Annotated in this window: 25 protein-coding genes; 13 read left to right on the top strand and 12 right to left on the bottom strand. The window is 73.1% G+C overall.

What is annotated here, in order from left to right; translation table 11 throughout:
- Positions 1 to 95 precede the first annotated feature (95 nt).
- Positions 96 to 782: a uracil-DNA glycosylase gene (locus ACGFYQ_RS21300; protein ID WP_393746108.1), complete on the bottom strand. Its 687-nt coding sequence runs from the start codon at positions 780 to 782 to the stop codon at positions 96 to 98.
- A gap of 11 nt (positions 783 to 793) precedes the next feature.
- Positions 794 to 1,885, bottom strand: a complete 1,092-nt coding sequence (locus tag ACGFYQ_RS21295; RefSeq protein ID WP_393746106.1) for a WD40/YVTN/BNR-like repeat-containing protein — start codon at positions 1,883 to 1,885, stop codon at positions 794 to 796.
- Positions 1,886 to 2,123: 238 nt separating this feature from the next.
- Between ACGFYQ_RS21295 and ACGFYQ_RS21290 the strand changes: the two genes are divergently transcribed.
- From ACGFYQ_RS21290 to ACGFYQ_RS21280, 3 genes are all read left to right on the top strand, one after another.
- On the top strand, positions 2,124 to 3,473 hold the full coding sequence (locus ACGFYQ_RS21290) for a wax ester/triacylglycerol synthase family O-acyltransferase (protein ID WP_393746104.1): 1,350 nt from the start codon (positions 2,124 to 2,126) through the stop codon (positions 3,471 to 3,473).
- Positions 3,474 to 3,554: 81 nt separating this feature from the next.
- Positions 3,555 to 4,655: an NADH:flavin oxidoreductase/NADH oxidase gene (locus ACGFYQ_RS21285; protein WP_393746102.1), complete on the top strand. Its 1,101-nt coding sequence runs from the start codon at positions 3,555 to 3,557 to the stop codon at positions 4,653 to 4,655.
- 108 nt (positions 4,656 to 4,763) lie between these two features.
- Complete coding sequence (locus ACGFYQ_RS21280; protein ID WP_393746100.1) at positions 4,764 to 5,108, top strand: ArsR/SmtB family transcription factor; 345 nt, start codon at positions 4,764 to 4,766, stop codon at positions 5,106 to 5,108.
- Here the strand turns inward: ACGFYQ_RS21280 and ACGFYQ_RS21275 are convergent.
- From ACGFYQ_RS21275 to ACGFYQ_RS21265, 3 genes are read right to left on the bottom strand one after another with little or no spacing between them, the layout of a single operon-like run.
- A complete protein-coding gene (locus ACGFYQ_RS21275) occupies positions 5,105 to 5,524 on the bottom strand; it encodes a hypothetical protein (protein WP_393746098.1) in 420 nt (139 codons plus the stop codon). The genes ACGFYQ_RS21280 and ACGFYQ_RS21275 overlap by 4 nt on opposite strands.
- Before the next feature lie 9 nt (positions 5,525 to 5,533).
- Positions 5,534 to 6,892 (bottom strand): FAD-dependent oxidoreductase, encoded by a 1,359-nt coding sequence (locus tag ACGFYQ_RS21270; protein WP_393746096.1) that lies wholly within the window; start codon positions 6,890 to 6,892, stop codon positions 5,534 to 5,536.
- Positions 6,893 to 6,944: 52 nt separating this feature from the next.
- Positions 6,945 to 7,625: a DUF305 domain-containing protein gene (locus tag ACGFYQ_RS21265; RefSeq protein ID WP_393746537.1), complete on the bottom strand. Its 681-nt coding sequence runs from the start codon at positions 7,623 to 7,625 to the stop codon at positions 6,945 to 6,947.
- Positions 7,626 to 7,696: 71 nt separating this feature from the next.
- Between ACGFYQ_RS21265 and ACGFYQ_RS21260 the strand changes: the two genes are divergently transcribed.
- Positions 7,697 to 9,190 carry an LVIVD repeat-containing protein gene (locus ACGFYQ_RS21260; protein WP_393746094.1) on the top strand — a complete coding sequence of 498 codons (1,494 nt, stop codon included), beginning with the start codon at positions 7,697 to 7,699 and terminating at the stop codon, positions 9,188 to 9,190.
- A gap of 19 nt (positions 9,191 to 9,209) precedes the next feature.
- Here the strand turns inward: ACGFYQ_RS21260 and ACGFYQ_RS21255 are convergent, their stop codons facing one another.
- From ACGFYQ_RS21255 to ACGFYQ_RS21240, 4 genes are all read right to left on the bottom strand, one after another.
- A complete protein-coding gene (locus tag ACGFYQ_RS21255) occupies positions 9,210 to 9,848 on the bottom strand; it encodes a TetR/AcrR family transcriptional regulator (RefSeq protein ID WP_393746092.1) in 639 nt (212 codons plus the stop codon).
- 165 nt (positions 9,849 to 10,013) lie between these two features.
- A complete protein-coding gene (locus tag ACGFYQ_RS21250; RefSeq protein WP_393746090.1) occupies positions 10,014 to 10,661 on the bottom strand; it encodes a phosphatase PAP2 family protein in 648 nt (215 codons plus the stop codon).
- Between the two features lie 46 nt (positions 10,662 to 10,707).
- The gene (locus tag ACGFYQ_RS21245; protein WP_393746088.1) at positions 10,708 to 11,646 is read right to left on the bottom strand and encodes a M56 family metallopeptidase; all 939 of its coding nucleotides are present in this window, start codon (positions 11,644 to 11,646) and stop codon (positions 10,708 to 10,710) included.
- Between the two features lie 82 nt (positions 11,647 to 11,728).
- Positions 11,729 to 12,265, bottom strand: a complete 537-nt coding sequence (locus ACGFYQ_RS21240) for a DUF5134 domain-containing protein (protein ID WP_393746086.1) — start codon at positions 12,263 to 12,265, stop codon at positions 11,729 to 11,731.
- 173 nt (positions 12,266 to 12,438) lie between these two features.
- Between ACGFYQ_RS21240 and ACGFYQ_RS21235 the strand changes: the two genes are divergently transcribed.
- On the top strand, positions 12,439 to 12,978 hold the full coding sequence (locus tag ACGFYQ_RS21235) for a GNAT family N-acetyltransferase (RefSeq protein ID WP_393746084.1): 540 nt from the start codon (positions 12,439 to 12,441) through the stop codon (positions 12,976 to 12,978).
- A 33-nt stretch (positions 12,979 to 13,011) separates the two neighbouring features.
- On the opposite strand, the gene ACGFYQ_RS21230 is transcribed toward ACGFYQ_RS21235, so the two are convergent.
- Together ACGFYQ_RS21230 and ACGFYQ_RS21225 are read right to left on the bottom strand one after the other, a co-directional pair.
- On the bottom strand, positions 13,012 to 13,704 hold the full coding sequence (locus ACGFYQ_RS21230) for a glycerophosphodiester phosphodiesterase (RefSeq protein ID WP_393746082.1): 693 nt from the start codon (positions 13,702 to 13,704) through the stop codon (positions 13,012 to 13,014).
- Between the two features lie 190 nt (positions 13,705 to 13,894).
- Positions 13,895 to 14,644, bottom strand: coding sequence for a helix-turn-helix transcriptional regulator (locus tag ACGFYQ_RS21225; protein WP_393746080.1), 750 nt, complete (start codon positions 14,642 to 14,644; stop codon positions 13,895 to 13,897).
- Positions 14,645 to 14,693: 49 nt separating this feature from the next.
- On the opposite strand from ACGFYQ_RS21225, the gene ACGFYQ_RS21220 reads away from it, so the two are divergent.
- From ACGFYQ_RS21220 to ACGFYQ_RS21195, 6 genes are all read left to right on the top strand, one after another.
- Positions 14,694 to 15,815: an LLM class flavin-dependent oxidoreductase gene (locus ACGFYQ_RS21220; protein WP_393746079.1), complete on the top strand. Its 1,122-nt coding sequence runs from the start codon at positions 14,694 to 14,696 to the stop codon at positions 15,813 to 15,815.
- Positions 15,815 to 16,813 carry an alpha/beta hydrolase gene (locus ACGFYQ_RS21215; protein WP_393746077.1) on the top strand — a complete coding sequence of 333 codons (999 nt, stop codon included), beginning with the start codon at positions 15,815 to 15,817 and terminating at the stop codon, positions 16,811 to 16,813. The genes ACGFYQ_RS21220 and ACGFYQ_RS21215 overlap by 1 nt, the downstream gene beginning before the upstream one ends.
- A gap of 81 nt (positions 16,814 to 16,894) precedes the next feature.
- Positions 16,895 to 18,301, top strand: a complete 1,407-nt coding sequence (locus ACGFYQ_RS21210; RefSeq protein WP_393746075.1) for a DUF6421 family protein — start codon at positions 16,895 to 16,897, stop codon at positions 18,299 to 18,301.
- Between the two features lie 26 nt (positions 18,302 to 18,327).
- Positions 18,328 to 19,089, top strand: a complete 762-nt coding sequence (locus ACGFYQ_RS21205; protein ID WP_393746073.1) for an SDR family NAD(P)-dependent oxidoreductase — start codon at positions 18,328 to 18,330, stop codon at positions 19,087 to 19,089.
- Positions 19,068 to 20,162 (top strand): threonine aldolase family protein, encoded by a 1,095-nt coding sequence (locus tag ACGFYQ_RS21200; protein ID WP_393746071.1) that lies wholly within the window; start codon positions 19,068 to 19,070, stop codon positions 20,160 to 20,162. The genes ACGFYQ_RS21205 and ACGFYQ_RS21200 overlap by 22 nt, the downstream gene beginning before the upstream one ends.
- A 43-nt stretch (positions 20,163 to 20,205) precedes the next feature.
- Positions 20,206 to 20,808: a transglutaminase family protein gene (locus tag ACGFYQ_RS21195; RefSeq protein ID WP_393746069.1), complete on the top strand. Its 603-nt coding sequence runs from the start codon at positions 20,206 to 20,208 to the stop codon at positions 20,806 to 20,808.
- Here ACGFYQ_RS21195 and ACGFYQ_RS21190 read toward each other — a convergent pair.
- Positions 20,744 to 21,991 (bottom strand): MFS transporter, encoded by a 1,248-nt coding sequence (locus tag ACGFYQ_RS21190; protein ID WP_393746067.1) that lies wholly within the window; start codon positions 21,989 to 21,991, stop codon positions 20,744 to 20,746. The genes ACGFYQ_RS21195 and ACGFYQ_RS21190 overlap by 65 nt on opposite strands.
- Before the next feature lie 82 nt (positions 21,992 to 22,073).
- Between ACGFYQ_RS21190 and ACGFYQ_RS21185 the strand changes: the two genes are divergently transcribed.
- Positions 22,074 to 22,652: a CGNR zinc finger domain-containing protein gene (locus ACGFYQ_RS21185; protein WP_393746065.1), complete on the top strand. Its 579-nt coding sequence runs from the start codon at positions 22,074 to 22,076 to the stop codon at positions 22,650 to 22,652.
- 152 nt (positions 22,653 to 22,804) lie between these two features.
- On the top strand, positions 22,805 to 24,010 hold the full coding sequence (locus ACGFYQ_RS21180; protein ID WP_393746063.1) for an alginate lyase family protein: 1,206 nt from the start codon (positions 22,805 to 22,807) through the stop codon (positions 24,008 to 24,010).
- Positions 24,011 to 24,064 lie beyond the last annotated feature (54 nt).

Raw genomic sequence — 24,064 nt, 5'->3', positions numbered from 1 at the left:
GCGCCGCATGCTACTGGCTTATCGGAACCGGGTGTTCGGGCAGGGCCTTCTCCAGTGGCATCTGTCCGTATTTATCCGGTGAATAGCAGATACCGTCAACTGACGGACGGCAAGCGCCAGTCCACAGGCTGTGAACCCTGGCCCACCAGCAGCTCGTTCGTCCTGCTGAACGGCCTGGAGCCGAAGAATCCGTAATCGGCGGACTTGGGGGAGGGGTGGGAGGACTCGACCACCGGCAGCTCGCCGAGCAGCGGCCGAAGGTTGCGGGCCGCCCGGCCCCAGAGGATGGACACCAGCGGCTTGCCGCGCGCGGCGAGGGCCCGGATGGCCTGGTCGGTCACGGCCTCCCAGCCCTTGCCCTGGTGCGCGTTGGATCTGCGGGGCGCGGTGGTCAGCGAGCGGTTGAGCAGGAGCACGCCCTGCCGGGTCCACGGGGTGAGGTCGCCGTTCGCGGGCCGGCCCGTGCCGAGGTCCCGGTGCAGCTCCAGGAAGATGTTGTCGAGGCTCGGCGGCACCGGCCGCACCTCGGGCGCGACCGAGAAGGACAGGCCCACCGCGTGCCCCGGGGTGGGGTACGGGTCCTGGCCCACGATCAGCACCTTGACCTCGTCGAAGGGCTGTTGGAAGGCGCGCAGGACGTTCGCCCCGGCCGGGACGTAGGTCCTGCCCGCCGCGATCTCGGCGCGCAGGAAGTCGCCCATCGCGGCGATCTGCCCCGCCACCGGCTCCAGAGCCCGGGCCCAGCCCGGCTCGACGATCTCGTTCAACGGTCGTGCTGCCACGGTGGATCACTCTACTGGCCGATCGTCGCCGCCCGCACACACAGCACGTCGGGCAGGTGCTCGGCCAGCAGCTGCCAGCTCTCGCCGTCGTCGTGGCTGGCGTACAGCTCGCCGTTGCGGTTGCCGAAGTAGACGCCCGCCGGGTCCGCGTCGTCCGTGCACAGGGCGTCGCGGAGCACCGTGCCGTAGTGGTCCCCGGCGGGCAGGCCGTGCGACAGCGGCTCCCAGCTGGCGCCCGCGTCCCGCGTACGGAAGACCCGGCACCGGTGCTCGGCCGGGACCCGATCGGAGTCGGCGTTGAGCGGGAAGACGTAGGCGGTGTCCGGCCGGTGCGGATGGGCGGCCACGGCGAAGCCGAAGTCGGAGGGCAGTCCGTCGCCGATGTCGGTCCACCGGGCCCCGGCGTCGTCGCTGCGGTAGACGCCCCAGTGGTTCTGCAGGTACAGCCGGTCGGTGTTCCCGGCGTCCTGGGCGATCTTGTGCACGCACTGGCCGAACTCGGGGTGGGGATCGGGCAGGAAGACCGCCGACACCCCCTCGTTGGACGGCTCCCAGCTGGACCCGCCGTCCTTCGTCCGGAACACCCCGGCGGTGGAGACGGCCACGGTCACGGCGTCCGCGTCGCGCGGATCGGTGATCACCGTGTGCAGCCCCTCACCGCCGCCGCCCGGCTGCCAGCCGCCCCGGCTGGGGTGCTCCCACAGCGGTCGGACCAGCTCGAAGGACTCGCCGCGGTCCGTCGAGCGGAACAGCGCGGCCGGCTCCGTCCCCGCGTAGACCACGTCCGGGGCCTCGGGCCCGGCCGGCTGGAGCTGCCAGACGCGCTCCAGCGAGGCGCCGGTGTCCTTGGGGAACTTCACCGCGGCCTCGGCGGGCTCGTTCCAGGTCGCCCCGAGGTCGTCGGAGCTGAAGACCGACGGCCCCCAGTGCGAGCTGTCCCCGGCGACCAGCAGCCGGGGCGCCGGGCCCCGCCGGTCGACGGCGACCGCGTAGACGGCCTGGGCGTTGAAATGGGGCCCGTCGAACGCCCAGGGCCCCTCGCCCCGGCGGCGGCCGATGAAGAGTCCCTTGCGGGTACCCACGAGCAGCAGTACGTCGGCCATGGCCGGCACCTCCGGACTTCGTCGTCCATGTCTTCGGGGCTATCCGTGATTTCCGAGCTGTCCGTCTCTTTCCGGACAGTCTGCACCCGCCCACTGACAGCGGCCCGGCGGGCGGCCTGGGGTCCGGAGGGCTCGATTAATACAGATCATTTACCCGCAGGAAACGATCGCTGCTTGCATGTAGATGTTCTGAATAGGTTGACTTCACGCCACCACTGCCGCACGCGAGAGGACGTACGTGGCCACGGAGCACTTGTCCCCGCTCGACCTCGCCTTCTGGCGGATCGAATCCGCCGCCCACCCCATGCACCTCGGCGCCCTGGCCGTCTTCCGGGCCGCCGGGCCCGGGGCGGCCGAGCACGCCGCGGAACTGCTCACCACCCGCTGTGCCGGCGTGCCCGGCCTGCGCCGCCGGATCCGGGACGTCCTGCTGCCGGTCGGCGCGGCGGCCTGGTCGCCGGACCCCGGCTTCGACCCGGCGCGGCACGTCTTCCTGGTCCGGACGCCGGCCTCGCCGCACGAGGCCGCGGGACCGCTGATGGCCCGGCCGCTGGACCGGAGCCTGCCGCCCTGGGAGGCGTACGTGCTGGCCGGGCCCGACCCGGACTCCTTCGCGGTGCTGTTCAAGTTCCACCACGCCCTCGCCGACGGGCTCGGCGCGCTCGCCCTGGCCGCGGCGCTGTTCGACGAGGGTCCGTCCCTGCGCCCGTCGCCGCGTCCGGCCGCGCGTCCGTCCCCGCCGCCGGCCGCGCACCCCGTCTCCGGACGGCAGGCCGGTCCGGCCCTGCGCCGGCTCTCCGGAGTGCTCGCGGCCCGGGTCCAGGACGTCGGCCAGGCCCTGGAGATCGGCGCCGCGGTGGCCCGCGCCGGGCTGCCCCTCGGGGTCCCCGCGGTCCTCACCGCGGGCGCCGACCGTACGGGATCCCGTACGGTCGCGGGCCTCGCCCTCGACCTGGACGAGGTCAACCTGGTCCGCAAGGCCGCCGGCGGCACCGTCAACGACGTGCTCATCTCCGTGGTCGCCGGCGCGTTGCGGCGCTGGATGGAGGGCCGGGGCGATCCCGCGCCCAGCGGACCGGGCCCGCGCGCCCTGATCCCCGTGTCCCGCCGGGGCAGGCCCGGGACCGGCGGGGGGAACCGGCTCTCCGGCTACCTGCTGCGGCTCCCGCTCGCCGAGCGCGACCCGCTGCTGCGCCTGGACCGCGTACGGGCCGCCATGGACCGCAACAAGGACGCCGGGCCCGCCCGCGGCGCCGGGGCCGTCGCCCTGCTCGCCGACCACGTCCACCCGCTCGGCCACCGGCTCGGCGGACCGCTCGTGGCCCAGGCCGCCCGGCTCCTCTTCGACATCCTGGTCACCAGCGTCCCGCTGCCCGGCCTGACCTTCTCGCTCGGCGGGAGCCGGGTCGGCGAGGTCTACCCGCTCGCCCCGCTGGCCCGCGGCCAGTCCCTGGCCGTCGCGGTCTCGACGTACAAGGGGACGGTCCACTACGGCCTCGTGGCGGACGCGGCCGCCGTCCCGGATCTGCCCGCGCTGGCCGAGGCGCTGCGCGCGGAGCTCGACGCGCTTGTACGAGAGGTCTCGTAGTACGAAGGAATTCGTAGTACGGTGAGTCTCGTACTTAGCCGCCGATCCCCGGCGCGCCCGGTGATGTCCTGGAGAGCCCTGATGAGTGCTGCCCCCGCTGGTTTCGCTGCCCTGTTCGCTCCCTACACCCTTCGCTCGGTCACCCTCCCGAACCGCGTGTGGATGGCCGCGATGTGCCAGTACAGCGCCGAGGCCTTCGGCCCGAACGCGGGCGTGGCCCACGACTGGCACTTCGCGCACTACGCCGCCCGCGCCGTCGGCGGCACCGGCCTGATCATCCAGGAGGCCACCGCCGTCTCCCCGGAAGGGCGGATCTCCCCCTACGACCTCGGCATCTGGAACGACACCCAGGTCGAGGCGCTGCGCCGGATCACCTCCTTCCTCAAGGCCCAGGGCACCGTCCCCGGCATCCAGATCGCGCACGCCGGACGCAAGGCCTCCACCGACCGGACGTGGAAGGGCGGCGGCCCGGTCGGGCCCGAGGCGCACGGCTGGCTGCCGGTCGCCCCGAGCGCCGTGCCGTTCGACGAGGACCGTCCGGCGCCGCACGAGCTGACGGCCGATGAGATCGAGGAGATCGTCGGCCAGTTCGCCGCCGCCGCGGAGCGCGCGCTCGCTGCGGGCTACGAGATCGTCGAGATCCACGGCGCCCACGGCTACCTCATCGGCGAGTTCCTCTCCCCGTTCAGCAACAAGCGCACCGACGCGTACGGCGGCTCCTTCGAGAACCGCACCCGCCTCGCCCTCGACGTCGTGGACGCCGTACGGGCGGTGTGGCCCGAGGAGCTCCCGCTGTTCTTCAGGATCTCCGCCACCGACTGGCTGGAGGAGGACGGCTGGACCGCCGACGAGACGGTCCGGCTGGCCGGGCTGCTCCAGGAGCACGGCGTGGACCTCCTCGACGTCTCCACCGGCGGCCTCGCCCCCAGGGTGGAGATCCCGGTCGGCCCGGGCTACCAGGTGCCGTTCGCCGCCCGGGTCAAGGCGGAGACCAGCCTGCCCGTGGCCGCCGTCGGTCTGATCACCGAACCGGAGCACGCCGAGAAGATCCTGGCCAACGGCGAGGCCGACGCGGTCCTGCTGGGCCGGGAACTGCTGCGCGACCCGTACTGGGCCCGCCGCGCGGCCGTCGAGCTCGGCGCGGAGCTCCGTACGCCCGACCAGTACCACCGGTCCTGGTGAAGCCGGTGCGGCTCCGGCGCCCCCATGCCGGAGCCGCACCCCGCCCGGCTCCTACGACGACTCTCGTACGATGGGGACCCGGGCAAGCCGAGCGAGCGGAGCAGGGACATGACGGAACGTGACACGGCCCGCGCCCTCGCCCACCCCGAGGCGGCCGCGATCCGCCTGGAGGGCGTGCTGCACGCGCTCTCCGACCCGGTCCGGCTCTCCATCGTCCGGGACCTGGCCGGCTCCGCCACGGAACTGGCCTGCTCGTACTTCGACCTGCCGGTCACCAAGTCGACGACCACCCACCACTTCCGCGTCCTGCGGGAGAGCGGCGTCGTACGCCAGACCTACCGCGGCACCACCAAGCTCAACGCGCTGCGCCGCACGGAGCTGGAGGACCTCTTCCCCGGCCTCCTCGACAGCATCCTCACGGCGGCGGCCGCGGAGGAAGCGCGACTGGCCTAGGACGGGGACGTGGCGTCCCGGCGGTGGAGCAGTCGCCCGTCGGGGCCGAAGACGTCCATCAGGTAGCCGCCGCGCAGGGAAAGCCCCTCCCGGTCCGCCAGGTAGGCGGTGACGGACGCCGCCTGCTTCTGGAAGAGCGCGTCCCCCGCGTCCGGATTGCCCGTGCGGACGACGATGAGGGGCGCCGCCCCGGACCCGGTCTCCCACTGGATGGCGTACACGTCCGCGTCCCCGCCGGCCTGCCGGTAGCGCTCGGCCAGGGCCGTCGCCTGCGGGGGTGCGGCCGTACTCGTCGCCGTGGGGCCGGCGGCCGGGCGGTGGCCGCCGTCGGCCGTGCAGGCCGACAGCGTGGCGACACAAGCCGTCAGTGCCGGCACCGCCGCCAGGCCGGAGCGGTGCCTCGCCGTTCGTCTCATGCCGACAACCTAGGCGAGGCCGGCGGCGTCCAACAGGCCTTGCCAGTCCGGGATCTTGACCGAGCGGCGGCCCAGGGAGCGACCCAGTTCGGCCTCGGCCGATTCGATGGCCTGCCAGCCCGGCCATTCCACCGGCCGCAGGCCCGCGGCCCGCATCGCGTCCAGCGGGTCGTCGGGCAGCTCGCGCCGGGCCAGCGTCCCCGCGTCCTGGAGCAGCGAGGACGCCGTCTCCTTGGCGCAGGGCCGGTTCGTGCCGATCACCCCCGTCGGTCCGCGTTTGATCCAGCCCGCCACGTACTCGCCGACCGAGGCCCGGCCCGCGCGGACGACCCGGCCCGCCGCGTGCGGGACGGTGCCCCTCGCCGGGTCGAACGGCAGCCCGGCCAGCGGGACGCCCTTGTACCCCACCGAGCGCAGGACCAGCTGCGCCTCGATGTCCTCGTACACGCCCGTCCCGGTCACCCCGCCGAGGCCGTCCGGGGCGGTCCGCTCGAAGCGCATGCCGGTCACCCGGCCGTCGGGCCCGCCCAGCACCTCCACCGGCCGCAGGTAGAACCGCAGGGCGATGCGGCGCGGCCCGTCGCACGGTCCGGCCTGCGCCCAGCCGCGCAGCACCTCCAGGTTCCGCCGCGCCACCGCGGGCAGCGCCGCGGCCGCCGCCGGATCGTCGTACACCGGGTCGAGGGCAGCCTCGGCGGGGTCCACCACCGCGCCCACTCCCGGCAGCGTGCCCAGCTCCCGCAGCTCCTTGGTGGTGAACTTGCCCTGCGAGGGGCCGCGCCGGGCCACCATCGCCACCCGGCGCACCCCGCTGTCCGCGAGCGCGCCGAGCGCGGGCTGCGGCATGTCCGTCGGCTCCAGCTCCGCCACGCCCCGGGCCAGGATCCGCGTCACGTCCACCGCGACGTTGCCCGCGCCGACCACGACCGCCGAGTCCACCCCGGCCAGGTCGAAGACCTCGGCGGCGGCATCCGGGTGCCCGCTGTACCAGGACACGAAGGCCGTCGCGGAATGCACCCCCGACAGGTCCTCGCCGGGGATCCCCAGCAGCCGGTCCCGCGCCGCGCCCACGCAGTACACCACCGCGTGGTAGAGCTCCGACAGCCGCTGCGTGGGCAGCTGCTCACCGCCGACCTCGACGTTCCCGAGGAAGCGGATGCGCTCGTCCTCCAGCACGGTGCGCAGGCTGCCCTGCAGCGATTTGATCTTCTCGTGGTCCGGCGCGACCCCGTACCGTACGAGCCCGTACGGGGCGGGCAGCCGGTCGAGCACATCGACCCGTATCCCGGGCACCTCGCGCTGCTGGACCAGCGTCTGGGCCGCGTAGACCCCGCTGGGGCCCGATCCGACGACGGCGACACGAAGCACGGCGGAGCTCCTCCCGCAGGTGGTCCCAGCATGACACCGGCTTCCCCGGCAGTCAGCCCATCGCGCGCATCCGGTGGATCTCGGCGCTCTGCGTGGCCACCACCTCGGTGGCCATTTCCTCGACCGCCACGTTGTTGCCGCCGGTCAGCGCCTCGCCGGCCATCTTCAGGGCGCCCTCGTGATGGGCGGTCATCAACTTCAGGAAGAGCCGGTCGAAGTCGGCTCCCGCGGCTTCGGACAGCTCCTTCAGCTGCTGCTCGGTCGCCATGCCCGGCATCGCGCCGTGGTCGTGTCCGTGGCCGCCGGAGGCCGCCGGCGGCGCCGGATGGAGGGCCAGCCACTTCTCCATCGCCCCGATCTCGGGCTGCTGCGCGGCCGTGATCCGCTGCGCCAGCCGTTTGACGCCGTCCGCCGAGGCCCGCTCCGGCGCCAGCGCGCTCATCGTCAGGGCCTGCCGGTGATGTTCGATCATGTTCTGGACGTACGCGTGGTCGGCGGCGTTCGGGCTGTCGTCGGGCTTTTCCTTCGCGGCCTGTTCAGGGGTGAGCGTGCGCGCCTTCTCACCCGGCTTGCCCGGTGCGACGACCATGGCGCGTCCGTCCTCGGACCCGTCCTCCCGGTCGTCCCCCTGGCAGCCGGCGAGTGCCAGCAGGAGCCCGGCGGCCGCGGCCGCTCCGGCGAATCGGCCGAGCCGCGCTCGTAAGACCGTGCGGCCCCGGGGGGCTTTTGCCATGTCCATGAAAAGGAAGATACTGCCGGGGTCCTGGTTCCGTTCCCCCAGTGACCGGAACCGACCGGACTCCCATGGGAGGGCACGTGAGCTCGTTCCACACGAGAGTGCGCAGCGGAAGGGTGGGAGCGGCCGTCGCGGCGGCCGGGCTCCTCACCGCACTTCTGACCGCCGGACCGGCGGCCGCCACCCCGGACCCGGGTGACTTGACACCCGGAAGCGGCAACCAGCAGGGCGCGGGCCTCGCCGACGGCAGGGAGCTCGCCCCCGGCGAGATCCCCGGCCAGGACGAGATCGTGCACAGCGCCAACATCAAACCCCTGGCCAACATCCCCAGCGCCGACCCCGCCGCCATCAACTCCGACCTGGCCTTCCAGGGCAGGTACGCATACGCGGGCAGCTACAACGGCTTCACGATCTACGACATCGCCGACCCGAAGGCACCCAAGACCGTCACCCAGGTGCTGTGCCCCGGCGGCCAGAACGACATCTCCGTCTACGGGGACCTGCTCTTCCTCTCCACCGACTCCTCCCGCAGCGACGACTCCTGCAACAGCGTCTCGCAGCCCGCGACGGAGAAGTCCTCGTGGGAGGGCATCAAGATCTTCGACATCAAGGACAAGAAGAACCCCAGGTACATCAAGTCCGTCGAGACGAACTGCGGCTCCCACACCCACACCCTGGTGCCGGGCGGCCGCGACATCTACCTCTACGTCGCCTCGTACTCCCCGAACGAGGCCTTCCCCGACTGCAAGCCGCCGCACGACGGCATCTCGGTGGTGAAGGTCCCGAAGAAGGCGCCGACGCAGGCCTCGGTCGTCGCCTTCCCGATCCTCTTCCCCGACGGCGGCAACCCGGGCGCTCCCACCAACCCCGGCGTCTCCAAGACCACCGGCTGCCACGACATCACCGTGCTGCCGTCGAAGAACCTGGCCGCCGGCGCCTGCATGGGTGATGGCATCCTCTTCGACATCAGCAGGCCCGAACAGCCGCGGGTCATCGACCGGGTGCAGGACAACGTGAACTTCGCGTTCTGGCACTCGGCCACCTTCAACGAGCGGGCGAACAAGGTGGTGTTCACCGACGAACTCGGCGGCGGTGGCGGCCCCACCTGCAACGAGGCCACCGGCCCGAACCGGGGCGCCGACGGGATCTACGACATCACCGGCCGTGGGGACCAGCGCAAGCTCGCCTTCCGCAGCTACTTCAAGATCCCGCGGCACCAGGCCGACACCGAGAACTGCGTGGCCCACAACGGCTCGCTGATCCCGGTCGGCGGCGGCCGCGACATCATGGTGCAGGCCTGGTACCAGGGCGGTGTCTCGGTGTGGGAGTTCACCGACTCCGCGCAGCCCAAGGAGATCGGGTACTTCGAACGCGGCCCGCTGACCACGGACCAGCTCGGACTCGGCGGGTCCTGGTCTGCGTACTACTACAACGGGCACATCTACTCGAACGACATCGCCAAGGGCCTCGACGTGCTGCGGCTGGACGACTGGCGCACCGAGAGCGCGAAGTGGGTGCGGCTGGACCGGCTCAACGTGCAGAGCCAGCCCGAGTACCGCTGACGCCCTTGACGCACAGGGGCTAAGGGTGTGAAGGAAACGTTCCGCCGGGCGGCCCGCCGGCCGGCGGAACGCCGAGCTCCCAGTCCAGCCCGTAGCGCTGGAACAGCTCGGCCCGCAGCCGGGCCGCCGGCATCGGCGCGCCCGGCAGCAGGACCGCCACCACGGCGCCCATTAGCAGCGCCCGCAGAAGCGGATAGTCCACGTCCACGTCCGTCGAGCCGTACCGGGCGACGGTGTCCCGCAGCAGTTCGGCGAGCCGCTGCTGCTCCTCGCACTGGACGAAGCCCTCGGCCTGGAGGATGCCCGCCATGTGCGTCCGCATCAGCCGCGGCTCGTCCCGGGCCAGCCCGAGGATCGCGTCGATGGCCCGCGCCAGCCGCTCGCGCCCTTCGTGCTCGCCGGCGGGCAGCGGCTCGCGCTCCAGGGCCGCCTGCAGGGTGAGGTGCATCAGCCGGTGCACCGCCGACTGCAGCAACTGCCGTTTGCCCGGGAAGTAGTACGAGACCAGGCCGCGCGCGGCGCCCGCCCGGTCGGCGATGTCGCCGAGCGTCGTGGCCTCGTAGCCCCGCTCGGCGACAAGCTCGACCGTGGCCTGGAGCAGCCGCTCCCGGGAACGTCTGCGCAATTCTTCATTGACCGATGCGCTGCGCGGGGACATGCTTACTCCTGCGTTGACTGGCTCAGAGCCAATATACTCAGCGCGTGGGATCGCCTGCTCTGGGTGAAACGGGGGATCGCCCAGAGCAGGCACACAAACAGGTACACCGGGCAGGCCACACCGGGCAGGCCACACCGGGCAGGTGCACCGAACGGGCGCGCCCCCTCACGGTCCGGCCGTGCCGGATCCCCGCCGGCGGACGGAGCCGGACGCCGCGAGCGCCACCAGGACCACGCCCAGCAGCCAGCCCGCCAGCACGTCCGACATCCAGTGGACGCCCAGGTAGAGGCGGGTGAAGCCGACCCCGATCACGGAGACCACGGCGACCGCCCACGCGGTACCCGCCCACCACGCGGGAGCCCGCCGGGGGAGCAGCCAGAGCAGCAGCCCGCACACCACCGTCGCCGTCATCGCGTGGCCCGACGGGTAGGCCGAGAAGTAGGCGGAGTCCACCGGGTCCGGCCATACCGGGCGCTCCCGTCCCACCAGCCCCTTCATCCCCTGCTGCACCACAACGGACACCAGCGTGACAACGCCCACCCGCAGCGCCCGCTCCCCGTCTCCGCGCCACCACAGCGTCACGCACGCGACGGAGGCCAAGGCCCGCATGGTCCACGGATCCCACACCCAGTCGGACAGGATCCGCATCGCATGGGTGACTCCGGGATGGGTGACGGCATGGCCGTGCAGATCCCGGGCGACCTGGTCGTCGTACGACAGGAGCGGCTGCCACCCCGCCACCACCAGCACGGTCAGGACGGCCGCGAGCAGCGCGCAGCCGATACCCGCCCCACGCAAGTGATCGTTCCGCATACGGGGATCCTGCCACCGGCGGGCGGGGCGGCGCCGGACGGGCGCGCTACGCCAGGGCGCTCAGCCCCGGCACGAAAGCCACCAGCAGCGGCACCGCCGGGACCAGCGTGGCCAGCGCCGTCAGCCGGAGCCTGTGCATCGCGGACAGCCGGGGCACGGCCGACAGCAGCCGGCGCACCCGCTCCTGGACATGCGCCTGCGGAGCGACGGAGGGCCCGAACGCCCCGCGGTCCTCGTTCAGTCCGACCAGGGCCAGCGCGATCGTGAGGCGCCCGTACCGCCGCGAGGCCACGTCGTCGGCGGCCAGCTCGACGAGGCGGTGCATCTCCGCCTCGAAGGCCGCGAAGACGGGCACCTGCGGGAACCCCCCGGCCAGCGCCCGCGAGCAGTGCAGCAGCCAGTCGTGCCGGGCCGCCGCGTGCCCCTGTTCGTGGGCGAGCACGGCATCGAGCTGGCTCCCCTTCAGCCGGCCCAGGGCCGCCGTCGTCACCACCAGCTGCGGGGCCGCCCCCGGCAGCCACCAGGCGTCCGGCCGCCGGCCCTCCAGTACGACGAGCCGTGCGCCCGCGGGGTCCTCCCAGGGCAACAGCGGGGCCCGCTCCAGCAGTTCGGTGCCCTGGGCGCGCCGCCGGGCCCGCGCCCGCAGCACCTCCCGGGCCAGCATCGTCCCGGTCCACAGCGCCCCGCCCGCCAGCGCGAGCGCCGTGCCGGCGGCCCAGGGACCGCCGGACGCGCCCAGGGCGTACGCGTCGACCACGCCGTGCGGGGCGGAGGCGAACAGCCGGCCCCGGACCGCCTGCCAGGCGGCCGCCGCGCTCAGCAGCATCGACAGCCCGAGGCACAGGAGCACCGCGCCCACCACGCACTGCCACACCCACAGGGCGACGACCGGTTCACGCTCGGGCCATCGGGCCCGGCCCAGCAGACGGGGCGCGAGCACCGCGGTCAGTGCGCCGAGCATCAGGAGTGCGGCGGGGACCATCATGTCCACCAGCCTATGAGCGGGGGGCTACCCACGGGTACGGCCGCGGGGCATTGGTGACGCAGGACACGTGGGCCGCCGCCGGTCACATCGTGAGCAGCATGGCCAACATCCCCATCCCCATGGCCAGTCGGCACGCCCGGGTCAGCTCGGCCGTCCGCCGGGGACCCGGAAGCGGACCGCCCGCGGCCGTCGCCACCGGGTGGGCGCCCCCGCCCGCCGTCACCAGCCGGGCCCCGCCCAGCAGGACGTAGCCCGCGAAGTAGAGGAGCAGCGCCCCGGTGACCAGGGGCAGCCCCGCGCCGTGCCCGTACCCCGCGGCCGCCGTCAGCGCCATGTACGCCATGGCCAGCGAGCCGACCAGGTGGTGCGCGTGGTGCACCCCGCCGCGCAGCATCCACACGGCGTGCAGGGCCGCGGCGCAGAAGACCGTCCCGAGCGCGAGCGCCTGCCACCCGTCCCGGACCCCGACGGGCACCGCCATCAGCGCCATGCCGAACCCCATCACGGCCTCCCCGGCGGCGCCGCCGCCCGATCTGCGCACCTGCCCGAGGCAGTACGCGCCGCTCACCGCGCACAACAGGACGAGCAGCCAGGAGGAGACGGCGGCGGATGCGGACATGGTGGAACCGTGCACGGCGGAACCTCCCGGTTCGTCGGCGTCACGGGAAGAGATGCCCGGCCCGGGCCGCCCGCACGCCGCACCGGGTTGGTTCTCCGTGTGCCGCCCCGGGATAGGCTCTTCGGAGCCGTACCGGGCATGTCATATGCCACCGCGCAGAACGGAGCCCCCCGATGTCGACCGCCAACCCCGCAGCCCTGAGCTTCCGCAGCGCCGTAGAGGCGGACGTGAGGGAGCTGGTGGCACTCGTCGAGTCGGCGTACCGCGGTGACGCCAGCCGCGGCGGCTGGACCACGGAGGCCGACTACCTGGAGGGGCAGCGCACCGACGCGGACGGGGTCCGCCAGATCATCGAGGCGCCCGACGGCACCCTGGTGGTCGTCGAGCGCGCCGGTGAGCTCGTCGCCTGCTGCCAGCTCGAACACCGGGGAGACCACGCCTATTTCGGGATGTTCGCGGTCCGTCCCGGGCTCCAGGGCGCGGGCCTCGGCAAGGAGATCCTGGCCGAGGCCGAGCGCCGCGCCCGTGACACGTGGGGCGCCAAGGAGATGCGCATGACGGTGGTGAACGTACGGGAGGAGCTCATCGCCTACTACGTGCGCCGCGGCTACCGGCGCACCGGCGAGCTGAGCCCCTTCCCCTACGGCGACGAGCGCTTCGGAGTCCCGCTCCGCGACGACCTGGCCTTCGAACTGCTGGTCAAGTCGCTCTGACCGGACGGGCGCGGCGGCCGGTGGCGGGCGCCCTCACGCGGTGAAGCGGCCCGTGCTGCGGATCTCCGGGAAGTCGGTGGCCGCGCCGTCCAGGCCGAGCGCCCGCGCGAGCCGCAGCTGGTCCAGGGTGTTGACGCCCAGGCCGGTCACCCGCAGCCCGGCCGCGTGGGCCGCCTCCACGGTCTCCAGGGAGAGCCGCCGGATGTCCACGGCGATCGTCGCCGCGCCCGCGGTCCGCGCCCGTGCCACGAGGTCCCCGGCCGTGTCGTCGGCGGAGTCGGCGTGGAGCACGGTCCGCACGCCCGGCACCTGCCGCGCCGTCCCGGCCAGCAGCGCCTCGTCGGAGGAGGCCACTTCCACGCGGGCGGTCAGGTCGCGGCGCAGGAGCAGTTCCGCGAGCACCCCGGCGGCGGCCCGGTCCCGTACCGACACCCGGAGCGGGACCCGGACCGCGTCCAGGACGTCCTCGAAGACCGGCACCCGCTCGCCCTCGCCGGCGTCCAGCCCGCTCAGTTCGGCCAGCGTCAGGTCGGCGACGGCGCCCGAGCCGTCGGTGGTCCGGTCCACCTCGGGGTCGTGCAGGGCGACGAGGGCGCCGTCCTTGCTCAGTCGGAGGTCCAGGGCGATGGCGTCCATGCCGGAACGTTCCGCTCGGAGATACGACCGCAGGGTGTTCTCCGGTTCGACACCCATGACCCCGCGGTGACCGATGGTGAGGAAAGTCAAGGTTCTCTCGCTTCCGTCGACGGCGGCTCCCCGCGCGGTCGCGGTGTCCCGACCGGCCGCGCGCGATGAGGACGCATGCTAGTGCGCCGAGGGCGCGAAGGGACCGGTCGTGCAAGGCCTCGCGGGGGCCCACCGGCCGCTTCTCGCCGGGGTTGTGAGCCCGGGCGCGGCCGGGGGCGGTCCCGCCGCGTCACCCGGGCGTGGGCGCGTCCCCATCGGCTTGACGGCCCCCGCTCCCGGTCTCGGCGCCGGTCTCGGCCCCGGCCCCGGTCTCGGCCCCGGCCTCCGCCCCGGCCCCGGTCTCGGCCCCGGCCTCCGCCCCGGCCCCGGCCCTGGAGACCGCAGTGGCGGTGGGGTCCTCCCGGCCGGCGCCCAGGTCGGCGAGGTCCTCGAGGAGGGCCTGCGCGAGCTCCAGTTCCGCCAGGTGCTGCCGCTCGCTCCAGCGCAGCGCGAGGGCCGGGAAGGTCCATTCCGGTACGCCGCCCGCGTGCTCCATCGCCTCCCGTACGGCGGCCAGCTCGGCCCGGGTGCGCTCCAGGTGCTCGCCGACCATCGCGCGCAGCCGCTCCGGCTCGGCGAGGTGCCCGAGCCAGACCCGCAGCAGCAGCCCGTGCTTGAGCACCGGGGGACCGGCCTCGGCGGTGTCGGCGGCCCAGCCGGCCAGGGCCTCGCGCCCGGCGTCGGTGATGGCGTAGCGCCGCTTGGCCCGCGCCTCCTCGGGCCCCGAGCGCGCGGAGGCCGCGTACCCCAGATCCTCCAGCCGGCGCAGCTCCGCGTAGATCTGGCTGATGGCCGGTGACCAGTAGAAGAAGCGCAGCGAGGAGTCCGCCCACTTCTTCAACTCGTAGCCGGTGCGCTCCCCCGGGAACGAGAGCAGTCCGAGAACCGCCCACGCGGTCGGCGGCAGCTCTTGCTTCTTCGCCTTCTGACTACTAGTCATATTCCTAATTGAAGTAAGACCGGGCACGGGACGCAACCCTGGAGGCACCGTGAAATTCTCCGTGATCTTCGAAGCCCAGCTGGCCGACCCGACCGTGGAGCGGGAGCACCAGGTCATCCGAGACAGCGTCGAGCAGGCCGTGCTGGCCGAGCGGATGGGATTCGACCGGATCTGGGCGGTCGAGCACCACGCGCTGAAGTGGTACGCACACATGTCCGCCCCGGAGGTCTTCCTGACCTGGGTCGCCGCCAAGACCAGCACCATACGCATCGGGCACGGCGTCGTGTGCATGCCCTTCCACTTCAACCACCCGGTCCGGGTCGCGGAGCGGGCCGCGATGCTCGACCTGCTCTCCGGCGGGCGGCTCGACCTCGGGGCCGGGCGCGGGGGCACCGAGCAGGAGACCTCGCTGTGCGGGGTCGACCGGGAACGCACCACGGCGGAGGTCGAGGAGGCCCTGCGGATCATCGGCAAGGCATGGCAGGAGGAGGAGCTGGAGTACCACGGCGAGCTGATCGACATCGACCCGCACCCGATCCTGCCGCGGCCGGAGCAGACCCCGCACCCGCCGCTGTTCCTGGCCTGTAGCCGGGGCGAAACCCTGGTCCAGGCGGCCGAGCTGGGGATCGGGGCCCTGGTGATGGGCTTCGCCGGACCCGAGTCGATCGCGGGGATGCGGTCCGTCTACGACGCGGCGATCGCCGGGCGGGACGGCAGCCGGTTCGTGTCCACGGTGGTCAACGACCACTTCTCCGTGCTCTGCCCCACGATCGTGCTGGACGACCGGGAGGAGGCGCGGCGGATCGGCATCCGCGGGCAGCGGTTCTTCGCCCAGTCCATCGGCCACTGGTACGGCGGGGCGGGCATCCCGGACGAGGCGGTGGTCGCGGGCGCCGACGAGGCGGCGCGGATGCGCGAGGCGGCCGAGCAGGTGGTGGCCCGGCTGCACGAGCTGGACATCCCGGTCCGGCCGAGCTCGACGGCCACCTTCAACGCCGACCACGCCTACGGCAGCGCCGACGACGCCATCGCCTACGTGGAACGGCTCCGGGCGGCGGGCGCCGACGAGGTCATGTGCCTGATCCAGATGGGCACCGTGGAGCAGGAGGCCTGTCTGGAGACCCTGCGCCAGTGGGGCGAGAAGGTCATCCCGCACTTCCGGGGCCTGTGATGAGCGGACCCGCATACCGCCTCGACCCCGCCGCCCGGCCCTTCCTGGACGCTCTCGCCGCCGTCTTCCCCGATGTGGGCGGGAGCGTCACCGACGCCGACGAGGCCCGGCGGATCCTGTCGGCGGCACCCCGCCCGGACGCGCCGCCCCCGCGCGTCGGAGCCGTCGAGGACCGGACGGTTCCCGGTCCGCCGGGGGCCCCGGCGCTCCCCGTACGGATCTACCTGCCCGACCCGGAGCGGTGGCCCGGGCCGCGCCCGACGGTGGTGTTCTGCCACGGCGGCGGCTGGGTGCTGGGCGACCTGGACACCTACGACACCACCGCCCGGAACCTCTCGCGGGCGGCCGGCGCGGCCGTGGTCTCCGTCGACTACCGGCGGGCTCCCGAGCACCGTTTCCCGGCGGCCGCGCAGGACGCGTACGCGGCCCTGTGCTGGGCCGGCGGGCACCTCGCCGAGCTGGGCGGCGACCCGGGCGCCCTGGTCGTCGCGGGGGACAGCGCCGGGGGCAACCTCGCCGCCGCCTCGCTGCTGCTGGCCCGCGAGCGCGGGGGACCGGCCGTCGCCCTCCAGGTCCTGGCCTATCCCGCGCTGGACGCCGCCCAGGACGCCGCGTCGTACCGGATCAACGCCGAGGGCTGCTTCCTCACCGCCGCGCACATGGCCTGGTTCTGGGAGCAGTACCTCGGCCCGGGCGCGGGCGGCGGGCACCCGACGGCCTCGCCGCTGCGCGCGGACCTGACCGGGCTGCCGCCCGCCCATGTGGTCGTCGCCGGGTGCGATCCGCTGCGGGACGACGGGCTGGCGTACCACCGCCGACTGCGGGAGAGCGGAGTTCCCTCCGTCCTCGACAGCCGTCCCGGGATGTTCCACGGCTTCCTGGCACTGTCGGCGGTACTGCCCGAGGCCCGCCAGGCCATGGAGCGACTGGGCGGAGCCATCCGTTCCACGCTGAAGAACGGGAAGACTTTCGGTGAATCGGGGGGTCGCGCAGGATAATTTCCCGACTTACCTCTTGAGTAGGAGAGCCTCGTCCGTTTACGCTGCCTTGACGTGAGGTTCTCCTGTGGAGGAAGTGACATGACGGAAACTCTTGTGCCGGGTGTCGGCGGTGCCGTGATAACCGCCGGGACGCGGGTGGTCGACGACCCCGCGTGGCCCGAGCTCAAGGCCGCCGTGGAGGAGATCCGTCCTTGGCAGTCCAAGGACGGCTCCATCGACTTCGAGGCCGCGGGCGCACCCGCCCAGCACACCGCCGAGGCCGCCGTCGGGCGCGTGATCCGCGCCGTCGAGACGCTGTCCCCGCTGCTCCCGCACGCCACGGCGTACCACGAGGCGCTCGTCGGGGACCTGCGCAAGTGGGCCGCGGGCGGCTTCCAGGTGCCGGACTTCCTCGACTCCCTGCTGGCCTTCCAGCCGGCCGCCGAGCGCGCCGACGGGCTCCAGCACCTCGTCGTGTTCCCGATGTACACCCAGAACGGCAACCCGGACCGCAATCTGGAGGCCGTGGCGCTCAAGATGGTGTGGCCCGAGTGGCTCTCCGAGCTGGAGCGCACCCGGTACGACAACCCGCTCTTCCTCGGCATCACCTTCGAGGACTTCACCGCGGGCTACGACACGCACTCCGCCGTGCTGTTCCCGGAGACCATCGCCGTCCGCGAGGCCCCCGAGCGCTTCACCTGGGGCGGCATCTTCTGCGACCGCGAGGCCGCCCGCTTCCGCAAGGTCACCGAGGCCGCCGTCGACATCCTGGGCATCGAGCTGCCCGCCGACATCGCCGCCATGGTCACCGACCAGGGGCGCTGCGAGAAGGCGTTCGTCCTGTGGGACATGGTCCACGACCGCACCCACAGCCACGGCGACCTGCCGTTCGACCCCTTCATGATCAAGCAGCGCCAGCCGTTCTGGATGTACGGCCTGGAGGAGCTGCGCTGCGACCTCACCGCCTTCAAGGAGGCCGTGAAGCTGGAGTCCGAGGGCAACGAGCACGGCCGTGACGTGCAGTACGCCGTCCTCTTCGACCGGATGTTCCGCTTCCCCGTCTCCGGCGACCGCAACCGCAACTACGACGGGCTCGGCGGCCAGCTGCTCTTCGCGTACCTCCACAAGCACGACGTCGTGCGCTGGACGGACAACAAGCTGAAGATCGACTGGATGCGTGCCCCGCAGGTCACCAACCAGCTGTGCGGCGAGATCGAGGACCTCTACCGGGCCGGCATCGACCGCCCGAAGCTCGTCCACTGGTTCAAGGCCTACGAGCTGGTCTCGACGTACCTCGCCCCGCACCCCGGCTCCAAGTGGGCCAAGGGCCCCGACGCCCTCGACATGACGCAGCCTCCGCGCAAGCTCGTGGACGACGTGCTTCCGGACGAGTTTCCGCTCAGCATGTTCTATGAGGCCCTCGCCAAGAAGCTCAAGGGCGTGATCGCCTCGACGAAGGGCATTACGGCCCGTAACGCGGAGCACGCCGGCCGGGTCGCCGCGTGAGCACTCGCCCTCAGGAGGCTGCACAGATGAACGGCTCCGGGAACGGCAACGGAAAGCTGCACGGAGCGGTGGTGGCGGTGGCCGGGGCCGGCGGGCCCGCCGGCCGCGCCACCCTGCTCCGCCTCGCCGAGGCGGGTGCGGTGGTCGTGGCGTCCGACGCCGATCCGACGCGCCTCGCCGAGGCCGTGGACGCGGCGCGGTACGCCCACGGCGGTGCCACCGTCACGGGTGACACCGTGGACCTTCTCGACCTCGACGCCACCAAGGCGTGGGCCGACCGGACCGAGAAGGAGTTCGGCCGGATCGACGGTCTCGTCCACCTCGTCGGCGGCTGGCGCGGCAGCACCACCTTCACCGACACCGACCTCGCGGACTGGGCCTTCCTGGAGAAGCTCCTCATCCGCACCGTCCAGCACACCTCGCTCGCCTTCCACGACGGACTGCTGCGCAGCGACCGCGGACGCTTCGTCCTGATCAGCCAGTCCGGCGCGCACAAGCCGGTCGCCAACAACGCCGCGTACAACGCGGGCAAGGCGGCGGCCGAGGCCTGGACCCTGGCCCTCGCGGACTCCTTCCGCAAGGCGGGGGGCGACGAGGGGCCGGGCGCGGCGGCTGCGATCCTGGTCATCAAGGCACTGGTGCACGACGCGATGCGCGCCGAGCGTCCCAATGCGAAGTTCGCGGGCTTCACCGACGTCAAGGAGCTGGCCGAGGCCATCGCCGGCGTCTGGGAGCGGCCCGCCACCGATGTGAACGGACAGCGTCTGTGGCTCACTCCGCAACCGTGAGAACCGATGCCGGGAAGACCGACGCCCGGCGGCACCACGATCCGGCGGTGCGCGGTTTCGCGAGCGACAACTACGCGGGGGTGCACCCCGAGGTCCTGGCGGCCGTCGCGCTGGCCAACGGCGGCCACCAGGTCTCGTACGGCGAGGACGAGTACACCGAACACCTGCAGAAGGTCATCCGCAGCCACTTCGGGCCGTACGCGGAAGCCTTCCCGGTCTTCAACGGCACGGGCGCCAATGTCGTCGCCCTGCAGGCCATGACCGACCGGTGGGGCGCCGTGATCTGCGCCAAGACCGCCCACATCAACGTGGACGAGGGCGGCGCGCCCGAGCGGATGGCGGGCATCAAGCTGCTCGCCGTGCCCACCCCGGACGGCAAGCTCACCCCTGAGCTGATCGACCAGGAGGCCTGGGGCTTCGAGGACGAGCACCGGGCCATGCCCCAGGTCGTCTCGATCACCCAGAACACCGAACTCGGCACGGTCTACACCCCGGACGAGATCAAGGCCATCTGCGAGCACGCCCACGGCCTCGGCATGAAGGTGCACCTCGACGGTGCCCGGATAGCCAACGCCGCGGCCTCGCTCGACGTGCCCATGCGCAGCTTCACGAACACGGTCGGCGTGGACGTGCTGTCGTACGGCGGCACCAAGAACGGCATGATGTTCGGCGAGGCCGTGGTGGTGCTGAACCCCGACGCGGTCCGGCAGATGAAGCACATCCGCAAGATGTCGATGCAGCTCGCGTCGAAGATGCGGTTCGTGTCGGTGCAGCTGGAAGCGCTGCTCGCCAAGGACCTGTGGCTGCGGAACGCCCGGCACGCCAACGCGATGGCGCAGCGGCTCGCCGCGGGCGTGCGCGAGACGGACGGCGTGGAGATCCTCTACCCGGTGCAGGCGAACGCGGTGTTCGCGCGGCTGCCGCACGAGGTGTCCCGGCGACTGCAGAAGCGTTACCGCTTCTACTTCTGGGACGAGTCCGCCGGTGATGTCCGCTGGATGTGCGGCTTCGACACCCAGGAAGAGGACGTGGACGGCTTCCTCCAGGCGCTCAAGGAAGAGCTCGCCCGATAATTTCATAGGTATGCAATCGGTCGCATAGATATGCTCCTGGATCATGGAACTGATCCAGGAGCAGCCCGACCTTGCCGCCTACCTGGTGGCCGACGACGCCGTCGACCACCACCATCCGCTCGTACGAGAAACCGCCGACGCGCTCCGGGCGGCCACCGGCGGCGACGCATCCGCGTACGCCGAGGCCGCCTTCGCGTTCGTCCGCGACACGGTCCCGCACTCGGCGGACTCGGGCGACACCCGCGTCGCCTGGCGTGCCTCCGACGTCCTGGCCACCCGCAACGGCATCTGCTACGCCAAGTCCCACGCCCTGGCCGCCCTCCTGCGCGCCCAGGGCATCCCGACGGCCCTGTGCTACCAGCGCCTCGCGGACGACGACGGCACCAACCCCGTGATCCACGGGCTGATCGCGCTGCGCCTGCCCGGCGGTTCGCGCTGGTACCGGCAGGACGCGCGCGGCAACAAGCCCGGCGTGGATGCCCGGTTCAGCCTCGACGGCGAGCAACTGGCCTTCCCCGTCCGGCCCGAGCTCGGCGAGATCGACTACCCCGAGCTGTACGCCGCCCCGCACCCCGCCGCGCTCAAGGCCCTCCAGGAGTCCGCCGACCGGCCGGAGCTGTGGCGGAACCTTCCGACGGCGCTGTAACCACCGACTGTGCCGATGACGGGCCGGTCCCCCGCGTGGCCGTCAGTGCGTGCAGCAGGGCCGCCACGAGCTGCAGTCCGGCGATCCCGGCCAGCAGCGTCCACGCGGGCGCGTCGGCCGCGAACCCCACCAGGGCCGCCCCGGCCGACGCCGCCGTCACCTTCAGCCCCGCGCCCAGGGTGAACACCTGCGTCCGCACCTCGGCCGGGGCGTGCTCCGAGCGGATCCGCAGCGTCGCCGTGAGCAGTGGTCCGTCGCACACTCCGGCCACCGCGAACAGCGCCGCCGCGGCGGCGACCGACGGCGTGAACGCGGCCGCCACCAGCGCCGCCCCGGTCCCGGCCAGTGCCCACCGCACCAGCAGGCCCGGCTCCACGGCCGTCATCCGGCCCAGCGTCAGCGAACCGGCCAGCGCGCCCACCGCGAACGCCGTCATCAGCACGCCCCCGGCACCCGGGCTGCCCAGCTCCCCGGCCAGCAGTACCGAGGTCGTGGTGAGGGCGCCCACGCCCACGAAGGCCACGGTCGTCGCCGAGGTGACCGCCCGCAGCTCCCGGACCCGCCACAGGGCGGCGAGCCCCGCGCCCAGCCCGGCCCGGGGTCCGTCCTTCGGTGCGCCCGCGCCCGGGTTCTCGTACGGGAGCGTGGCCGCGAGCCCCGCCGCCAGTGCGCCGGAGGCTGCCAGGACAGCCATCGCCGGAGCGGCGGAACCCAGTGCCGCGGCCAGGCTGACCGCGGCGGGCGCGGTGACCGCGGCGCCGTTGTAGGTGGAGGCGTCCCAGCCGTACGCCCGGTCGCGCCCGGCGCCCGCCGGGACCAGCCCGGTGACCAGGCTGGACAGCCCGCCCGTGACCATCGGCCCGCAGCTGCCGCCGAGCACCGCCACCGCGAGCACCAGCGGCACCGGCGCGCGGCCCAGCAGCAGGGCCAGCGCCGCCACGGCGGTCGTGAACCCGGCCAGGGCGCCGACGTGGAAGAGCCTCGGCCGGCGGGCCCGGGCCGCGGCGGCGCCCGCCAGCGGAGCCGCCAGCACGTGCGGCGCCAGCCAGGCCGTCAGTACGAACGCCCCGTACGCCGCGCTCCCGGTGCGCTCCAGGGCGAGCAGCACCACGGCCATGCCCATGCCCTCCGAGGCGAACCGTGCGGCCAGTGCCGCCGCCAAGTACCGCCCGAACCCGCTCATCCCCGGACCCTCCCCGCAGTGTGTAACGTGATAGGCGGACAAGACGTTACGTCATGAGGGTGTATGGGGAAAGGATCCGGGCATGGCGGACATCCGAGAGGGCTTTTCGGCGGCCCGTCGGCTGATCGACCTCGCCGAGGCGGTCCGGGCGGACCCCGAACTGCCGCGCGCCGCCCTCGCGGAGCTGCTCGCCGCGCACGGCGAGCGCCCGGCGGACCTCACCGGGCAGGCGTTCTCCGAGGCGGGCGCCGCCGAACTGCGCGCCGCCGCCCGGCGGATGGCGGGGGTGCTCGGCGAGCGGGACGAGGACCGCGCCGCCGACGACCTCAACGCCCTGCTGGCGGAGTGCGCCACCCGGCCCCGGCTGACCCGGCACGACGGCCACCCCTGGCACCTGCACGTGGACCGGGGGGAGGAGGCGGGCTGGAGCGACTGGTTCCTCGCCTCCGGCGCCCTCGCGCTCGCCCAACTCCTCACCGAGTACGGGCGGATCGCCTGGGGCGCGTGCGCCGCCGCGGGCTGCGGACGGTTCTTCCTCGCCACCGGGCCGGGCAGCGCCCGCCGGTACTGCTCCACCACGTGCGCCGGCCGGGCCCGCGTCGCCGCCCACCGCCGCCGCAAGCGCGAAGGCCAAGGGGGCGAAGGCCGAGACGAAGGCTGAGGCGAAGGCTGAGGCGAAGGCCGAGGCGAAGGCCGAGGCGAAGGCCGACGTGACGGTCAATAGGAAAGTTTCTTGTCGGACATCGTTGTCAGCTTGGCATGGGCATGAGTACCTTCGGGTGCGCCGGAACCCCTCCCACCGGAAGGCCCCCCATGCGTTTCGGATTACCCGCCGCGCTCACCGCCCTGGCCCTCGGCCTGGCGGCGGCCGTGGTCCCCGTCCCCACCCTCGCGGCGCCCGCCGCGCCCGCCGCCGCGCCCGCCGCTCCCGCGCAGTTCGCCCACCCCGGAGTCCTCAACAGCCGCGCCCAACTGGACTTCGTACGGGCGAAGGTGCAGGCGGGCCAGCAGCCGTGGAAGTCGGCGTTCGACTCCATGCTCGCGAGCAGGTACGGCTCGCTGTCCCGCACGCCCAAGCCGCGCGCCGTCGTCGAGTGCGGCTCGTACTCGAACCCGAACATCGGGTGCTCCGACGAGCGCGAGGACGCCATCGCCGCCTACACGCAGGCGCTCGCCTGGTACATCACCAGGGACGGCAGGTACGCGAAGAAGTCGATCGAGCTGATGGACGCCTGGTCCGCGACGATCAAGGACCACACCAACAGCAACGCGCCCCTGCAGAGCGGCTGGGCGGGCTCGACCTGGCCGCGCGCCGCCGAGATCGTCAAGCACACGTACACCGGCGGCTGGGCGAACCAGGGCCGCTTCGCGACCATGCTGCGCGAGGTCTACCTGCCCGAGGTGATCAACGGAAGGCCGAACACCAACGGCAACTGGGAACTGATCATGATGGACGCCGCCGTCGGCATAGCCGTCCACCTCGACGACCGCGCGAGCTACGACAAGGCGATGGGGATCTACCTCGGCCGCGTCCCCGCCTACTTCTACCTCGCGTCCGACGGGGCGCAGCCCGTCTACCCGCCGCGCTCCACCATCGACACCAGGAGCGAGCTGGTGCAGTACTGGCACGGCCAGAGCACCTTCGTGGACGGCCTCGCCCAGGAGACCTGCCGGGACTTCGGCCACACCGGCATGGGGATCGCGGCGGCCATGCACGTCGCCGAGACCTCGCGGATCCAGGGGCGCGACCTGTACCCGCAGTTCAAGGACCGGTTCCGGCACGCGCTCGGCTTCCACGCGACATACGAACTCGGCGCGGCGGTGCCGTCCTGGCTGTGCGGCGGCAGCCTGGCCAAGGGCATCGGCCCGGCGACCGAGGTCGGCTACAACGCCCTGCACACCCGGCTCGGCGTGAGCATGGAGAACACCCGCAGGCTCACCGAGGGGCGGCGCCCGGCGGGCACCGAGAACCACTTCGAGGCGTGGGAGACCCTGACCCACGCCGACAACCCCAACTGAGCCGGACCCGCGAGGCCGTGCGGCGCCGCCCCGGAGGGCGCGGCCGCACGGCCC

The organism is Streptomyces sp. NPDC048258, from assembly GCF_043201995.1.
GTDB lineage: Bacteria > Actinomycetota > Actinomycetes > Streptomycetales > Streptomycetaceae > Streptomyces.
This window is presented reverse-complemented; position numbering and strand designations above follow the sequence as displayed.

Excerpts from the sequence above, each read along its gene's own strand:
- ACGFYQ_RS21225 (WP_393746080.1), bottom strand. The coding sequence starts at position 14,644 with ATGACTAGTAGTCAGAAGGCGAAGAAGCAAGAGCTGCCGCCGACCGCG.
- ACGFYQ_RS21295 (WP_393746106.1), bottom strand. The coding sequence starts at position 1,885 with ATGGCCGACGTACTGCTGCTCGTGGGTACCCGCAAGGGACTCTTCATC.
- ACGFYQ_RS21235 (WP_393746084.1), top strand. The coding sequence starts at position 12,439 with ATGTCGACCGCCAACCCCGCAGCCCTGAGCTTCCGCAGCGCCGTAGAG.
- ACGFYQ_RS21260 (WP_393746094.1), top strand. The coding sequence starts at position 7,697 with ATGGGAGGGCACGTGAGCTCGTTCCACACGAGAGTGCGCAGCGGAAGG.
- ACGFYQ_RS21190 (WP_393746067.1), bottom strand. The coding sequence starts at position 21,991 with ATGAGCGGGTTCGGGCGGTACTTGGCGGCGGCACTGGCCGCACGGTTC.
- ACGFYQ_RS21215 (WP_393746077.1), top strand. The coding sequence starts at position 15,815 with ATGAGCGGACCCGCATACCGCCTCGACCCCGCCGCCCGGCCCTTCCTG.
- ACGFYQ_RS21245 (WP_393746088.1), bottom strand. The coding sequence starts at position 11,646 with ATGATGGTCCCCGCCGCACTCCTGATGCTCGGCGCACTGACCGCGGTG.
- ACGFYQ_RS21180 (WP_393746063.1), top strand. The coding sequence starts at position 22,805 with ATGCGTTTCGGATTACCCGCCGCGCTCACCGCCCTGGCCCTCGGCCTG.
- ACGFYQ_RS21195 (WP_393746069.1), top strand. The coding sequence starts at position 20,206 with ATGGAACTGATCCAGGAGCAGCCCGACCTTGCCGCCTACCTGGTGGCC.
- ACGFYQ_RS21250 (WP_393746090.1), bottom strand. The coding sequence starts at position 10,661 with ATGCGGAACGATCACTTGCGTGGGGCGGGTATCGGCTGCGCGCTGCTC.
- ACGFYQ_RS21185 (WP_393746065.1), top strand. The coding sequence starts at position 22,074 with ATGGCGGACATCCGAGAGGGCTTTTCGGCGGCCCGTCGGCTGATCGAC.
- ACGFYQ_RS21255 (WP_393746092.1), bottom strand. The coding sequence starts at position 9,848 with ATGTCCCCGCGCAGCGCATCGGTCAATGAAGAATTGCGCAGACGTTCC.
- ACGFYQ_RS21205 (WP_393746073.1), top strand. The coding sequence starts at position 18,328 with ATGAACGGCTCCGGGAACGGCAACGGAAAGCTGCACGGAGCGGTGGTG.
- ACGFYQ_RS21275 (WP_393746098.1), bottom strand. The coding sequence starts at position 5,524 with ATGAGACGAACGGCGAGGCACCGCTCCGGCCTGGCGGCGGTGCCGGCA.
- ACGFYQ_RS21210 (WP_393746075.1), top strand. The coding sequence starts at position 16,895 with ATGACGGAAACTCTTGTGCCGGGTGTCGGCGGTGCCGTGATAACCGCC.
- ACGFYQ_RS21265 (WP_393746537.1), bottom strand. The coding sequence starts at position 7,625 with ATGGCAAAAGCCCCCCGGGGCCGCACGGTCTTACGAGCGCGGCTCGGC.
- ACGFYQ_RS21240 (WP_393746086.1), bottom strand. The coding sequence starts at position 12,265 with ATGTCCGCATCCGCCGCCGTCTCCTCCTGGCTGCTCGTCCTGTTGTGC.
- ACGFYQ_RS21280 (WP_393746100.1), top strand. The coding sequence starts at position 4,764 with ATGACGGAACGTGACACGGCCCGCGCCCTCGCCCACCCCGAGGCGGCC.
- ACGFYQ_RS21285 (WP_393746102.1), top strand. The coding sequence starts at position 3,555 with ATGAGTGCTGCCCCCGCTGGTTTCGCTGCCCTGTTCGCTCCCTACACC.